The sequence below is a fragment of the Cellulosimicrobium sp. G4 BAM 1002 genome (genome assembly GCF_057126935.1).
Genome location: NZ_CP182109.1, coordinates 2,836,792 through 2,850,360 on the forward strand (window position 1 = coordinate 2,836,792; position 13,569 = coordinate 2,850,360).

The 13,569-nt window shown below is 74.2% G+C and carries 15 protein-coding genes and 1 other RNA gene; 6 read left to right on the top strand and 10 right to left on the bottom strand.

Features of this window, described 5'->3' with window-relative positions:
- Positions 1-40: 40 nt before the first annotated feature.
- Positions 41-889, top strand: coding sequence for a 3-methyl-2-oxobutanoate hydroxymethyltransferase (gene panB, locus ACMXGY_RS12850; protein ID WP_483773386.1), 849 nt, complete (start codon positions 41-43; stop codon positions 887-889).
- Between the two features lie 15 nt (positions 890-904).
- On the opposite strand, the gene ACMXGY_RS12855 is transcribed toward panB, so the two are convergent.
- Positions 905-1,555, bottom strand: a complete 651-nt coding sequence (locus tag ACMXGY_RS12855) for a LysE family transporter (protein WP_483773387.1) — start codon at positions 1,553-1,555, stop codon at positions 905-907.
- Positions 1,556-1,623: 68 nt separating this feature from the next.
- Here ACMXGY_RS12855 and ACMXGY_RS12860 point away from each other — a divergent pair, with 68 nt between their 5' ends.
- Complete coding sequence (locus ACMXGY_RS12860; RefSeq protein ID WP_483773388.1) at positions 1,624-2,043, top strand: Lrp/AsnC family transcriptional regulator; 420 nt, start codon at positions 1,624-1,626, stop codon at positions 2,041-2,043.
- A gap of 14 nt (positions 2,044-2,057) precedes the next feature.
- Here ACMXGY_RS12860 and ACMXGY_RS12865 read toward each other — a convergent pair whose 3' ends face one another.
- Positions 2,058-2,978, bottom strand: coding sequence for an N-acetylmuramoyl-L-alanine amidase (locus tag ACMXGY_RS12865; RefSeq protein WP_483773389.1), 921 nt, complete (start codon positions 2,976-2,978; stop codon positions 2,058-2,060).
- Entirely contained in the window at positions 2,975-3,196 is a 222-nt protein-coding gene (locus tag ACMXGY_RS12870) for an SPOR domain-containing protein (RefSeq protein WP_483773390.1), read from the bottom strand. The genes ACMXGY_RS12865 and ACMXGY_RS12870 overlap by 4 nt, the downstream gene beginning before the upstream one ends.
- A gap of 80 nt (positions 3,197-3,276) precedes the next feature.
- Between ACMXGY_RS12870 and map the strand changes: the two genes are divergently transcribed.
- Positions 3,277-4,140 (top strand): type I methionyl aminopeptidase, encoded by an 864-nt coding sequence (gene map / locus ACMXGY_RS12875; RefSeq protein ID WP_483773391.1) that lies wholly within the window; start codon positions 3,277-3,279, stop codon positions 4,138-4,140.
- A complete protein-coding gene (gene ppgK / locus ACMXGY_RS12880) occupies positions 4,137-4,964 on the top strand; it encodes a polyphosphate--glucose phosphotransferase (protein WP_483773392.1) in 828 nt (275 codons plus the stop codon). The genes map and ppgK overlap by 4 nt, the downstream gene beginning before the upstream one ends.
- Here the strand turns inward: ppgK and ACMXGY_RS12885 are convergent.
- From ACMXGY_RS12885 to ACMXGY_RS12905, 5 genes are all read right to left on the bottom strand, one after another.
- The gene (locus ACMXGY_RS12885; RefSeq protein ID WP_483773393.1) at positions 4,951-5,310 is read right to left on the bottom strand and encodes an STAS domain-containing protein; all 360 of its coding nucleotides are present in this window, start codon (positions 5,308-5,310) and stop codon (positions 4,951-4,953) included. The genes ppgK and ACMXGY_RS12885 overlap by 14 nt on opposite strands.
- Before the next feature lie 330 nt (positions 5,311-5,640).
- Positions 5,641-8,277, bottom strand: coding sequence for a phosphoenolpyruvate carboxylase (locus ACMXGY_RS12890; RefSeq protein ID WP_483776861.1), 2,637 nt, complete (start codon positions 8,275-8,277; stop codon positions 5,641-5,643).
- Between the two features lie 156 nt (positions 8,278-8,433).
- Positions 8,434-9,240: a bifunctional hydroxymethylpyrimidine kinase/phosphomethylpyrimidine kinase gene (thiD, locus tag ACMXGY_RS12895; protein WP_483773394.1), complete on the bottom strand. Its 807-nt coding sequence runs from the start codon at positions 9,238-9,240 to the stop codon at positions 8,434-8,436.
- Between the two features lie 59 nt (positions 9,241-9,299).
- Positions 9,300-9,716: RNase P RNA component class A (gene rnpB / locus ACMXGY_RS12900), an RNA gene on the bottom strand.
- A gap of 29 nt (positions 9,717-9,745) precedes the next feature.
- Positions 9,746-10,129: a tautomerase family protein gene (locus tag ACMXGY_RS12905; protein ID WP_483773395.1), complete on the bottom strand. Its 384-nt coding sequence runs from the start codon at positions 10,127-10,129 to the stop codon at positions 9,746-9,748.
- Between the two features lie 86 nt (positions 10,130-10,215).
- Here ACMXGY_RS12905 and ACMXGY_RS12910 point away from each other — a divergent pair, with 86 nt between their 5' ends.
- Both ACMXGY_RS12910 and ACMXGY_RS12915 read left to right on the top strand, forming a co-directional pair.
- On the top strand, positions 10,216-11,058 hold the full coding sequence (locus ACMXGY_RS12910; protein WP_483773396.1) for a YaaA family protein: 843 nt from the start codon (positions 10,216-10,218) through the stop codon (positions 11,056-11,058).
- 53 nt (positions 11,059-11,111) lie between these two features.
- Complete coding sequence (locus ACMXGY_RS12915; RefSeq protein WP_483773397.1) at positions 11,112-11,465, top strand: TfoX/Sxy family protein; 354 nt, start codon at positions 11,112-11,114, stop codon at positions 11,463-11,465.
- A 78-nt stretch (positions 11,466-11,543) separates the two neighbouring features.
- On the opposite strand, the gene ACMXGY_RS12920 is transcribed toward ACMXGY_RS12915, so the two are convergent.
- Together ACMXGY_RS12920 and ACMXGY_RS12925 are read right to left on the bottom strand one after the other, a co-directional pair.
- Positions 11,544-12,797 carry a bifunctional RNase H/acid phosphatase gene (locus ACMXGY_RS12920; RefSeq protein WP_483773398.1) on the bottom strand — a complete coding sequence of 418 codons (1,254 nt, stop codon included), beginning with the start codon at positions 12,795-12,797 and terminating at the stop codon, positions 11,544-11,546.
- Entirely contained in the window at positions 12,794-13,537 is a 744-nt protein-coding gene (locus ACMXGY_RS12925) for a zinc ribbon domain-containing protein (protein ID WP_483773399.1), read from the bottom strand. The genes ACMXGY_RS12920 and ACMXGY_RS12925 overlap by 4 nt, the downstream gene beginning before the upstream one ends.
- Positions 13,538-13,569: the final 32 nt, after the last annotated feature.

The window sequence follows — 13,569 nt, forward strand, 5'->3', positions numbered from 1 at the left end:
CGGCCCGTCCGCCCGAAACCCGTACCCAGGAAGGTCGTCCATGTCCGCTCACACCGCCCCCGAGCCCGCCGCGACCGGCGGCACGGGACCGCGCCGCGTCCGCGTGCACCACCTCGCCGAGGCCAAGGCGCGCGGGGAGAAGATCACGATGCTCACCGCGTACGACGCCGTGACCGCGCGGATCTTCGACGAGGCCGGGATCGACGTGCTGCTCGTCGGCGACTCGATCGGCAACACGATGCACGGCCACACCTCGACGCTCCCCGTCACGGTCGACGACCTGATCCCGCCCGCGCGGGCCGTCGCGCGCGCCGCGCGCCGCGCGTTCACCGTCGTCGACCTGCCGTTCGGGTCGTACGAGGCGGGCGCCGAGCAGGCCCTCGCGACGGGCGTGCGGTTCCTCAAGGAGACCGGCGTCAGCGCCGTCAAGCTCGAGGGTGGGCGCCGCATCGCGGCGCAGATCCGGGCCCTGACCGACGCGGGGATCCCCGTCGTCGGGCACCTCGGCTTCACCCCGCAGTCCGAGAACCTGCTCGGTGGGCCCCGCGTCCAGGGCCGGGGCGACGACGCGGCCGAGCGCCTGAGCGAGGACGCGCTCGCCGTGGCCGAGGCCGGCGCGGTGGCGGTCGTGCTCGAGATGGTGCCGGTCGAGGTCGCGGAGCGCATCACCGAGATCCTGCGCATCCCGACGATCGGCATCGGCGCGGGTGCCGCGTGCGACGGCCAGGTGCTCGTGTGGACCGACATGGCGGGGATGACCGACTGGTCGCCGCGCTTCGCCAAGCGCTACGCCGAGATCGGCGCGGCGCTCGGGCAGGCGGCCGCCGACTACGCCGCCGACGTCCGCGGCGGCACGTTCCCGGACGACGCGCACAGCTTCGCGCGCTGACCCGCCGGTCCCGGCTCACCGGAGCGCGCCGACCACGACGAGCACACCGAGCACGGCCACGACGAGGTTCCCGGTCAGCGTGGTGAGTCTCTGGACGCCCGGCCCGACGCGCCCGTCGAGGACGCTCCCCGCCGCGACGAGCAGGGTCTGCCAGGCGAGGGACGCCAGCCCGACGCCGGCGACGAAGGCCGCGCCCGACGCGGGCGTCCTTGCGACCCCGTCGAGACTGGTCGTGACCGCCGCGAAGTACACGAGCGTCGCCGGGTTGACCATCGTCAGGGCGAAGAACGTCGCCGGTCGCCGCAGCCCGCCCGGTGAGCGCCCGTGCCCCGTGGAGGACGCCGTCGCGGCGGAGACGCCGGAGGCCGGCGTGCGAAGTCCTCGGACGAAGCCTCGCGCTGCGACAGCGAGGAGGACGAACCCGCCGGCGACGGCGGGCCACGGCGCAAGCCCCGTGAGCAGCGGCGCGGCCGCGGCGCCGAAGAGGACGGCGACGGCGGCGTAGCCGGCGTCCGCGGCGGCGACCCCGGTCGCGGCGCCCCAGGCCCGTCCGAAGCCGTGCCGCAGCCCCTCGGTGAGCAGCAGGACGCCGATCGCGCCGAGCGGGACGGCGACGGCGAGACCGGCGACGAGGCCGCCGACGAACGCCGCGGTGGTGGTCTCCATGTCGGGACGATCCACCCTCGCGGCGGGACCGACCGCGATCTGCGCGGCACCACGGGTAGATTCGCGGCATGGACGCGATCGACGAGCAGATCCTCGGTGTCCTGCGGGCCGACGGCCGCGCATCGTTCACCGCGATCGGCCGTGAGGTGGGGCTGAGCACGAACGCCGTCGCCGCGCGGGTGCGCAGGCTCCAGACCGTCGGGGTGATCACGGGATTCACGGTCCTGCTCGCCGACGAGGAGACCGGTCGCGCCTCGGGGATCGAGGCGTTCCTGGACGTCCGGCTGCAGCCGGACCGGGACTCGGAGGAGTTCCTGACGTGGGTGAAGGGGCTCTCCAGCGTGGCCGACGCCGTCCACGTGACCGGCCCGTACGACTACCTGCTGCGGGTCCGGGTGCCGGACATGCGCGCGCTGGACCGGCTGCTGCGCTCTCTCAAGCGGGACGGCGGAGCGATGCAGACCCAGACCAGGATGGCGCTGCGCTGACGCGTGCGCGCCGCTCAGCCCGTCGGGCCCGCAGCGCCGGTGCCCGCCCAGGCCGTGAGACCGGCGGCGATCGCGTCCGCGTAGCGCTGCCGGCCGTCCTCGGACTCGACGACCGCCGCCTCCTCGGGGTTGCGCATCTCGGCGAGCTCGAGCATGACGGCGGGACGCTCGGCGTGGTTGAGCGTCGCGAGGTCGTCGCGCCGCTGGATCGGGCCGTCGTCCTCCGCGACCGACGACGACGGCGCGAACCCGGCCGCGCCCAGCGCGGCGACGAGCTCGTGCGCGAGGGCGACGCTCGGGACCCCCTGCACGTCGTTCACCGGCGGGTCGGGCACGATCGCGAAGAACCCGTGCGCGCTGCGGTCCTCCGTGCCGTTGGCGTGGATCGAGACCAGTACGTCGGCGTCGTTCTCCTGCGGGGAGCGCCCGCGGACGTCGACGCACGGGCCCACGCCGTCGTCGTCGGGCCGGGTGAGCACCACGACCGCGCCGAGCTCGGTGAGCCGCGCCGCGAGACGTCCGCCCACGTCCCAGGTGAACGCGTGCTCGGGGTACCCGGCGTCGGTCGACGCGCCGACCGTGTTGCAAGCCTTGGATCCACCGCGGCCGTCGTCGACGGGGGCGTTGATCGTCAGCGGGTGCGCGCCGTTCGCGCCGTTGTGCCCGGGGTCGACGACGACGGTCAGCCCCGCGAGCGGGGGCGGCGGCCCGCTCTCGGTGACCGTCGGGTCCGGCGAGGCGGTCGTCGCCTCGGGGCTCGGGGACGAGGCGACGGCGTCGCCCGACGGCGCGACCGTCGTCGGACCTCCCCCGGACCCGGCCCGCACCTGCAGCGCGAGGAGGAGTGTCAGCGCGCCGACGGCGAGCCCCGCGAGCAGGATCCCCAGGCGTCCGGACCAGACGCGTCCGGGACCGGGCGCCGGGGCGTGGCTCACTCGCCGCGCTCGCGGCGGTCTTCCTCGTCCCAGGCGTCGGAGCGCCGGCGCGCCGTCTCGAGGGCCTTCTCGGCCGCCTCCCGCGTCGGGTATGGGCCCATGCGGTGCGTCCAGGAGCCGCTCGGCCCGCGGTGCACCTCTCCGGTGCGCGTGTCGTAGTAGTACTGGTCCTCGGTGGCCGGCTCGCCGTCGTCGGCGAAGCGTGATCCGGTGCTCATGACCCGATCCTCTCGCATCTCGTGACGCACGCCCGGTCACCTGTCCGCCGTCACGCAGAAGGGTTCGTAGACTGGCGGCCATGCCTCCCGTCTCGCGCCCGCTCGTGCCGGGCACCGTCGGCCCGCAGCGCCCCGTCCCCGCCGCGATCGAGCGGCCCGAGTACGTCGGGCGGCCCGGACCGCGGCCGTTCACCGGCAGCGAGGTCAACGACCCGGAGACGGTCGAGCGCATCCGCGTGGCATCGCGGGTCGCCGCGCAGGCGCTCGTCGAGGTGGGCCGGCACGTGGCGCCCGGCGTCACGACCGACGAGCTCGACCGCGTGGGGCACGAGTTCCTCCTCGACCACGGCGCGTACCCCTCCACGCTGGGCTACCGCGGCTTCCCGAAGTCGCTCTGCACGTCGGTGAACGAGGTCGTGTGCCACGGCATCCCCGACTCGACCGAGCTCGTCGACGGCGACATCGTCAACGTCGACATCACCGCGTACGTGGGCGGGGTGCACGGCGACACGAACGCGACCTTCCCGGTGGGCGCGGTCGACGAGGACTCCGCTCTCCTCCTCGAGCGCACGCGCGAGGCGCTCGCGCGCGGCATCAAGGCCGTCGCCCCCGGGCGCCAGGTCAACGTCGTCGGGCGCGTGATCGAGCGCTACGCCGCCCGCTTCGGGTACGGCGTGGTGCGCGAGTACACCGGGCACGGGGTGGGGCGCGCGTTCCACTCGGGGCTCGTCGTGCCGCACTACGACGCCGCACCCGACCACGCGACGACCATCGAGCCCGGCATGGTCTTCACCATCGAGCCGATGCTCACGCTCGGCACGTCCGAGTGGCGGATGTGGGACGACGGGTGGACCGTAGTCACCGCGGACGCCTCGCGGACCGCTCAGTTCGAGCACACGCTGCTGGTGACAGACGACGGAGCGGAGATCCTCACACTGCCATGAACGCCCACCACGAACACCACTCGTCACACCCGTCGTCGGCCACGACCCGCCTCGCGTTCGGCATCGACATCGGCGGCAGCGGCATCAAGGGCGCGCCGGTCGACCTCGCCACGGGCGAGTTCGCCCAGGACCGTCATCGCATCCCGACGCCGCAGCCCTCGACGCCGCAGGCCGTGGCCGAGGTCATCGCCGAGCTCGTGGGCCAGTACGACCTGCCGCAGGACGTGCCGATCGGCGTCGCCTTCCCGGCACCGCTGCAGCACGGGGTCGTGCGGTTCATCGCGAACCTCGACCAGTCCTGGACGGGGGTGGACCTGCCCGCGCTGGTCGCGCGCGAGACCGGGCGTCACGTCGTCGCCGTCAACGACGCCGACGCCGCCGGGGTCGGGGAGGTCCGTTACGGGGCCGCCCGCAACGCCGACGGGGTCGTGCTCGTCGCCACGCTCGGGACCGGGATCGGGAGCGCGATCGTCGTCGAGGGGCACCTGCTGCCGAACACGGAGCTCGGGCACCTCGAGATCGACGGGTACGACGCCGAGACGCGGGCGTCCGACGCGGCACGCGACCGCGAGGACCTGGACTGGAACCAGTGGGCTGAGCGGCTGCAGCGCTACTTCGGGGTGGTGGAGGACCTGCTCTCGCCGGACCTCATCGTCGTCGGCGGTGGGGTGAGCAAGAAGCACGAGCACTTCCTGCCGCTGCTGCACCTGCGCGCACCGATCGTCCCGGCGCAGCTGCGCAACGCAGCCGGCATCGTCGGGGCCGCGTCGCTCGCGGCGGACGCCGTCGGCTCGTCCGTGCCCGGGGACGTCAGCTCGTCGTGACCTCGGTGCGCTCGGTGCCGAAGATCTCGATGACGCCGAGCATCTCGAGCACGTCGGTCACGACGCTCGGCGGGTTGCGCAGCGTCACGGACAGGCCCTCCTCGGACCCGATCGTGTAGAACTGCACGAGGAACGCGATGCCCGTCGAGTCCATGAAGGTCACCTTGGACGTGTCGATCACGACCGGCACGTCACGTTCGAGGGCGTTCGCCAGGGCGGCGCTCGCCTCGCTGCGCAGGGCGACGTCGATCTCGCCCCACATGTCCACGACGCTCGCATCGCGCTCCTCGAGCAACCTGATGCCGCCCGTCCCGGGCTCCGCGCCACTGCGCTCCAGCTCCTGCACCAACACTGCCCCGCCCTTCGTCCTGCCTCGCCCACCCCGACGAGCACCGCGCCACCTGCCTGACGCCGCCGACCGGACGAGTCCGCTCCTGCACTGCACCGGGCACGAGCGTCGACCTCCGCACGGTCGGTCGTCGCCAGCGTACCTCATTGATGCCGCCCTCTGGTAGCACTCTGGCGAAGACTTTACCCAGGAGCCCCAGACGACGGCGTCTCGGGGAGATCGTTGAGGATTCATTCAACAGTTGGACGGGCGTCCAGACGGCGACGGCCGCCACGGGGAGCCGAGATCAGCTCCCCGTGGCGGCCGTGACGCTCCGGCGCGGTCCGGTCAGCCCGTGTTCTGCAGGCCGGCAGCCACGCCGTTGACGGTCAGCAGCAGGAGGTGCTGCAGCTCGTCCTTCACCGGCCCCTCGGCCCCGGAGCGCAGACCGCGCAGTGCCCGCACCTGCAGCAGGGACAGCGCGTCGACGTACGGGCTGCGCAGCTGGACCGCGCGCCCGAGCACGCGACGTCCGGCGAGCGGCCATGCGTGCTCCGTGACGGCGAGGACCTGCTCGCGCGTGAGCCGCAGCTCGTCGAGGATCGCCTGGGCGAGGTCGTCGCGGTCGCCCAGCGCGAGGTAGCGCTCCGCGATCCGCTCGTCCGTCTTCGCGAGCGACATCTCGACGTTGTCGAGGAGCGTCGCGAAGAGCGGCCACTCGCGGTGCGCCTCGCGCAGCAGCTCGAGGTCGCCGAACTCCTTCAGCGCCGTCCCGAGGCCGTACCAGCCCGCGAGGTTGATGCGCGCCTGGGACCACGAGAAGACCCACGGGATGGCGCGCAGGTCGTCGAGCGAGGAGACCGAGAGCCCGCGCCGCGCGGGACGGGAGCCGATCGGCAGCAGGCCGACCTCCTCGAGCGGCGTCACCTGGGCGAACCACTGCGGGAAGCCGTCGGCGCGCACGAGCTCGTGGAACCGGCGGCGCGACGACGCGTCGAGCGCGACGGCGAGATCGCGGTAGCGGTCGGTCGCCTCGGCGTTGCGCTGCTCGGTCGACGGCGCCGAGGCCAGCAGCGTGGCGGCCGCGACCTGCTCGATGTGCCGCGACGCGATGGTCGGGTCGCCGTAGCGCGCGAGGATGACCTCGCCCTGCTCGGTGAGCTTGAACCGGCCGTCCACCGAGCCCGGCGGCTGCGCGAGCACCGCGCGGTTCGCGGGGCCGCCGCCGCGGCCGAGCGCGCCGCCGCGGCCGTGGAAGAGCGTGAGCGTGATGTCGTGGCGCTCGGCCCACTCCGCGATCCGGCGCTGCGCGTCGTGCAGGGCGAGCGTCGCGGAGACCGGACCGACGTCCTTGGACGAGTCCGAGTAGCCGAGCATGACCTCGACCCGGCGACCGTTCTCCGCGAGGCGGCGCTGCACCTGCGGCAGGGTCAGCATCGACTCGAGGATGTCCACGCTCGCCTGGAGGTCGGCGAACGTCTCGAACAGCGGGATCGCGTCGACGACGGGAACCTCGTCGGCGCCCTCGAAGGCGAGCTCCGCGAGCTGGTACACCGCCGCGAGGTGCTCCGGCTTCTGCGTGAACGACACGATGTAGCGGCGGGCGGCCCGCAGGCCGTAGCGCTCCTGCACCGCACCGAGCGCGCGGTACGTGTCGAGCACCTCGCGCGTGCGGTCGGACAGGTCGCCCTGCAGGCCCTTCTCGGCGATCTCGGCGAGCGCCGCCTCATGGACCTGCGAGTGCTGGCGCACCTCGAGCTCGGCGAGGTGGAAGCCGAACGTCTCGACCTGCCACACGAGCTGCTGCAGGTCCCCGTACGCCGCGCGCGGTGCGCCCGCGGCGACCAGCGACTCCTGCACGACCCGCAGGTCGGACTCGAGCTGCTCCGCGGACGCGTACGCGAGGTCTGCGTTGCGCGCGCGCGTCGCCGCGATCCGCTCCGCCACGACGAGCAGCACCGCGCGGTGCGGCTCGCGCGGCGAAGCCTCGGACGCCGCGACGGTGACCTGCTCGGAGAGCCGGCGCTGGCGCTCCCAGAGCGCGCGCAGCCCGTCGGACGGCGGCGTGCCGTCCTGGTCGAGCGTGAGCTTGCGCCCCACGAGACGCGTGCGCTGCTCCAGCGCCGCGAGCGCGTGGTCGGCGGCGATGGCCGCAGCCTGGCGCGTCACGTCGGACGTGACGTTGGGGTTGCCGTCCCGGTCACCGCCGATCCAGGTGCCGAGGCTCACGAACGGGCGCACGAGCGGTTCCTCGCGGCCCGCCTCGTCGCCGAGCAGCCAGTCGTCGAGGCGGCGGTACACGGTCGGGAAGGTGTCGAACATCGTCGCGTCGAAGACACCGAGGGCCGTCTTGACCTCGTCCAGCACCGACGGCTTGTGCTCGCGGATGGGCGCGGTGCGCCACATCGTGTCGATCTCTGCGAGCAGGCGGCGTTCGTTCTCGGCGAGCGACGTGCCACCGAGGTGCTGCGCGTCGCGCTCGTCGAGGAGCGTCGCGATACGTCGCACGGCGCCCGAGACCGCACGACGGCGCGCCTCGGTCGGGTGCGCGGTGAGGACCGGACGGAACTCGAGACGACGCAGCCGGCGCAGGGCCTCCTCGCGACCGACCTCGCCGACGAGCTGCTCGAACGCCTCGGGGAGCGAGTCGTCGGGCGTCGTGGCGCGCGTCGCGAACTCGGCCTCGCGCTCGCGCAGCACGCGCACGCGGTGGTACTCCTCCGCGAGGTTCGCGAGGTGGAAGTAGCACGTGAAGGCTCGCGCGACCTGCTCCGCACGCTCCATCGTCAGGCTCTCGACGAGGCCCTCCGCCTCGGCGAGCACCGTGCCCGTCGGGTCGGAGTACGCGCGGATCGCGAGCTCGCGCAGGCGCTCGACGTCGTCGAGCAGCTCTTGGCCGCCCGTCTCGCGCAGCACGGTGCCGAGCAGCCCGCCGAGGAGGCGGACGTCGTCGCGCAGCGGTGCGGGGACGTCGTGACGCGCCAGACCGCGCCCGGCGCCGGGCTCAGGGCCGACGTCGGTCCCGCCGGGGGCCGCGGGGGCGCCCGGCGGTGAGGACAGTTCCGTGGTGGGGAGGTCGTTCACGGGCACGAGAGTATTCCTTGACCGTCGACGGACGAGAACGCGTCCGCAGGGTGATCGTCAGCGGCGGGCGCCGACGCGGACCGCGTCGAACGGCGCGTTGGACGCGACGCGGTCCTCGATCGAGCGCGTCACGACGTCCTTGGCGGCACGTGCGGCGTCGAGCACCGACGCGCCCTTCGCGAGCTCGGCCGTGATCGCGGCGGCGAACGTGCAGCCGGCGCCGCTCACGCGCTCCTCGCCGATCTTCGGGGCACGCAGCACGTGCACGTCCTCCCCGTCGACGAGCACGTCGACGGCGTCCGGGCCGGGCAGCTCGACGCCGCCCTTGGCGAGGACGGCGCGCGGGCCGAGCGCCTGGACCTTGCGCGCCGCCTCGATCAGCTCGTCGACGGACTCGATCGAGTCGACGCCCGCGAGGGTGCGCGTCTCGAAGAGGTTGGGCGTCACGACCGTCGCGAGCGGCAGCACCTGCGCGCGCAGCGCCGTGTCCGTGTCGAGTGCCGCGCCGGGCTCCTGGCCCTTGCAGATGAGGACCGGGTCGAGCACCACGTGCTCCCACGTCCGCGAGCGCAGCGAGTCCGCGACGACGTCGATCGTCGCGGGGGTCCCGAGCATGCCGATCTTCACGACCGACGGCTCGTGCGTGACCGTCGCCGCCTCGAACTGGTCGGCGATCACCTGCGGGTCGACGGGGACGAACCGGTGCCCCCAGTCGTTCTTGGGGTCGAACGAGACGATGCACGTGAGCGTGCCGACGCCGTACGCGCCGAGCTCCTGGAACGTCTTGAGGTCGGCCTGGATACCGGCACCGCCGGTCGCCTCGGACCCGGCGATGACATAGGCGACGGGGACGGTCTGCGACATGGGGTGCTCCTTCGGCACAGGCGTGACGTTCTGCTCGGACCCTCCCAGGGGAGGGTGTGCGGACGAGCCGATCTGTACGCCGGGTTCTGTCCCCGCGCGCGGTCGCCCCCGCGCGGGTGACGGTCATCCATCTACGACGTACGTTGCCGCACGCCTCCAGCGGTCTACCCGACTGTGCTTCTCACCAGAGAATCGGGCGGGCCGCCCTCGAACACAGTCTGTCTGACCTTGCTCCAGGTGGGGTTTACCGAGCCGGACCGGTCACCCGGCCCGCTGGTGGTCTCTTACACCACCGTTTCACCCTTACCGCACCAGGCGAGGCCGGAGCCTTCCTGGCACGGCGGTCTGTTCTCTGTGGCACTGTCCCGCGGGTCACCCCGGGTGGGCGTTACCCACCACCTTGCCCTTCGGAGCCCGGACGTTCCTCGGCGGGGAGGTCTTGCGACCTGCCCCGACGCGACCGTCCGACCGACTCGTCCGCACCGGCAAGAATACCTCCCGCGCGTCACACCTCGACGCGGTACGTCAGCGCGAGCTCGTCGCCGCTGACGCCGCGGATGCCCCAGTTCTCGCGCGGCGACTCGAGGATCACCAGCTCCACGTCGTCCGTGGTCAGGCCGAGGGCCGGGACGACGTCGTCGAACAGCGCCGCGACCAGCGCCCGCTTGGCCTCGCGCGTGCGGCCGGTGAAGCAGACGACCTCGACGACGAGGTAGGCGTCGGACCGCGGGGCGACGAGGTCGTCGTCGTCCAGGAGCAGGAACCGGTGGAACCGCTTGTCCTGCGGGAGCTGCCACGTGCGGACAAGCGCGTCGTGCAGCGCGTCGGACACCTCCGCCCGCCGCTCGCCCCACACGCTGCGCCGTCCGTAGATCTTCACCTGGGCCACCGCGCGAGCCTAGCCGTGACGCAGGCCACGCGGCAGGCCCCTCCGGTCCGCGTCGCCCGCGGCAGCCACGCTCGTAGAGTGACCGGGTGCTCGTGCTGCTCCCCCCGTCCGAGGGCAAGACCCCCGCGCCCGACGGCGCCGCACCGGTCGACCTCGACGCCCTCACCTCTCCCGTCCTCACCGCGCACCGTGCGCACGTCCTCGACGCGCTCGCCGCGGCGAGCGCCCGTCCGGACGCCCACGAGGTCCTCGGCACGACGCCGGGGCTCGCGGCGGAGGTCCGGCGCAACACGGCGCTCCGCACGTCCCCCGCGGGCGCGGCGGCCGTCGTCTACACCGGTGTGCTCTACGGCGCCGCCGACCTCGCCGGCGCGCTCGCGGCGGGTGGCGAGACCGCACGTCGCGCGCGCGACGACGTCCGCGTCGTGTCCGCGCTGTGGGGCGCGCTCTCCCCCGTCGACCGCGTCCCGGCGTACCGGCTCTCCATGGCCGTCGATCTGCCGGGCGTGGGGAAGCTCGCCACCGCGTGGCGCCCGCACCTCGCCGCCGTCCTCGACGAGCGCGCGGCGGGGGACGTCGTCGTCGACGGCCGGTCAGCGACGTACGTGAGCGCGTGGAAGCCGGCGACGACCGGCCCCCGCGCGGCCGACTGGGTGGCCGTGCGCGTGGTGCGCGAGCACGCCGGCAAGCGCGCCGTCGTCTCGCACAACGCCAAGCACACCCGTGGCGTGCTCGCCGGGCACCTGTTGCGCCGGCCCGGGACGCCGCCGTCGTCGGCCGCCGGGCTGCTCGACGCCGCCGGCGAGCTCGTCGGGACGGTGATCGGCACCGAGGTCGGGTCCGGCCTGAGCTACCGGCTCCTGGAGGCGACCCTGCACGACGCCACGACCCGGAGCGGCCCGCGCACGCTCGAGCTCGTCATCTCCTGAGCGTCCGGGGCGCATCCGCTGCGCCACGGAGGGGCACGGTCCACAGTGGACCCATGGTCTACAGCGAGGCTCTCGCCGACCGGGTCCGCACCTCCCTCCGGCCACGCGTCGCGTTCGACGAGCGGAAGATGTTCGGCGGGCTCGCGTTCCTGGTGGTCGGGCACATGGCCGTCGCCGTCGCCGGTGACGACCTCATGGTGCGGGTCGGCAAGGAGGGTCGTGCCGCAGCGCTCGAGCGCGGGGCCGGGCCGATGGAGATGGGCGGCCGCACGATGGGGGGCTGGGTCCTCGTCGAGGGAGACCGGGTCGCCGATCCCGACGGGCTCGACGCGTGGCTCACGACGGGCGTGGAACGTGCGCGCTCGGAGCCGCCGAAGGCGCCGAGGGTGCCGAGGCAGAAGGAGTGACCGGTCCTCAGGCGTCGCGAGCATGCGGTCCGCGCGGACGGGCCGGGGCACTGCGACAGGATTCCCGCGACCGGCGGGTTAGAGGTCGCTCGGGACGCCCTGGGCGGTGAGCTCGCTCGTGCCGTCGGCCCACAGGCGCAGGATGCTCACCGAGGCCGGGGGCACGCGGATGCGCGACCACTGCGACGGGGGCGCCCCAGTCGCCGTGCCGATCGCGGCGCGCACCTGCACCGCGTGGCCCACGACGACGACGGTCCTCCCCGCCGACCCCTCGGGCGCGGCGGACAGATGGCTCTCGACGAGGTCCTGCAACCCGTGCCAGACCCGCGCCCCGACGTCGGCGTAGGACTCGCCGCCGGGGGCCGCGGTGGTCCCGGTCGTGTGCCAGGCGTGCAGCCGGCCGGGCCAGGCGGCGTCGACCTCGGCCGCGGTGAGCCCCTCCCACTCGCCGAAGTGCACCTCGGCGAACCGGTCGTCGGTCGTGACCGGGAGCCCCAGCCGGCGACCGATCGCGCGCGCCGTCTCCTGCGCACGCACCATGGGCGACGCGAGGACCGCCGTCGGGCGCGGGAGGTCGGGCCACGCCCGGCGGCCGATGCGGAAGACCAGGTCGGCGGCGTGCGCCGCCTGCGTGCGGCCTCGCGCAGTGAGCGACGGCCCGGGGACGGACGACCCGCTGAACGCGCCCGCGACGGTGAGCGGCGTCTGGCCGTGGCGCACGAGCACGACCGTGAGCGCCGGGGCGTCGTCGAAGCGCACGGCAGCGCCGGACGGACGCGCGGGTGTGTCGAACGCGGCCGACTCCCCGGCCCCGTCGGCCGGTCCGTCCGGAACCCCCGGCGCGGTACCTTCCTCGGCGTCGGCGGCCTCGGGCGCCGACCCGACGCCGGACCTGTAGTCGCGCGCGACCGTCCCCGCGGTGTCCATCGCCTCGTTCGCGAGCGCGTCCGCGGCCGCGTTCTGCGCGCGCGGCACCCACTCGTAGACGACCTGGGCGCGCGGCAGCACGTCGGCCGCCTCGGCGGCGAGGCGGCGCATGTCCTCGTGCTTGATCTGCCAGCGACCGGACATCTGCTCGACGACGAGGCGAGAGTCCATCCGGACCGTCACGCGCGCGGCCGGGTCGATCTCCGCGGCCGCCCTCAGCCCGGCGACGAGCCCCGAGTACTCGGCGACGTTGTTCGTCGTCGTCCCCAGGAACGCCGCGCGCTCGGCGAGCACCTGCCCGGTCTCGCCGTCCCGCACGAGCGCGCCGAACCCGGCCGGTCCGGGGTTGCCCCGCGACCCGCCGTCGGCCTCGACGACGAGGTGCCGCCCACCGACCGCGCTCACGCCCCGGCGCTCTCCGGCCGCACGACGATGTGCCCGTAGTCCTCCAGGCGCACGACCTGGTCGGGCGCGGAGGACGTGATCGTCGCGAGCTCGGCGCGGCTCAGGTCCACGTTGAGCCCCTCGAGGCGCTGGCCACGCAGCGCGACGACGCCCCGTCCGCCGTTCTGGTCGCGTACACGCTCGTAGAGCGCGACGAGGCCGGCGTCGAGGCCGGCGACCGCGTCGCCCCGCTTCGACGCCACCTCGGCGGCCGCCGCGTCGAGCTCGGCGTAGCGCGCGTCGCGGGCCGCGACGACCTCCGCCTTGGCGGACTCGAGCTCGGCGTGCGCGGCGTCGAGCTTCGCGAGCGCCTCCTCGTGCGCCTCCAGGCGCTCCATGACGTCGAGCTCGGCCTCCTCGAGCACGCCCTGGCGCCGCGCGAGCGACTCGAGCTCGGCGACGAGCGCCTGCGCGTCCTTCGCCCCGACCTGTCCGCCGTCGAGCCGGGCCTGGTCCCGCGCGGCACGCGTGCGCACCTGCTCGACGTCGCCCTCGGCCTTCTTCAGCTCGCGCTTGAGGTCGCTCACGGCCGTGCGCGACTCGACGAGCTTGCCCCGCAGGTCCTCGAGCTGCGCGTCGAGCTCGGCGATGCGGGCGTGCTCGGGCAGGTTCTTGCGCTGGTGCGCGAGCTGCTGGGCCCTCGTGTCGAGCTCCTGGACGTCGAGGAGGCGGAGCTGGTCGGCGGGCGGTGCAGTGGCCACGGTGTTCCTTTCGTGGGACCCGTCACGGGTCC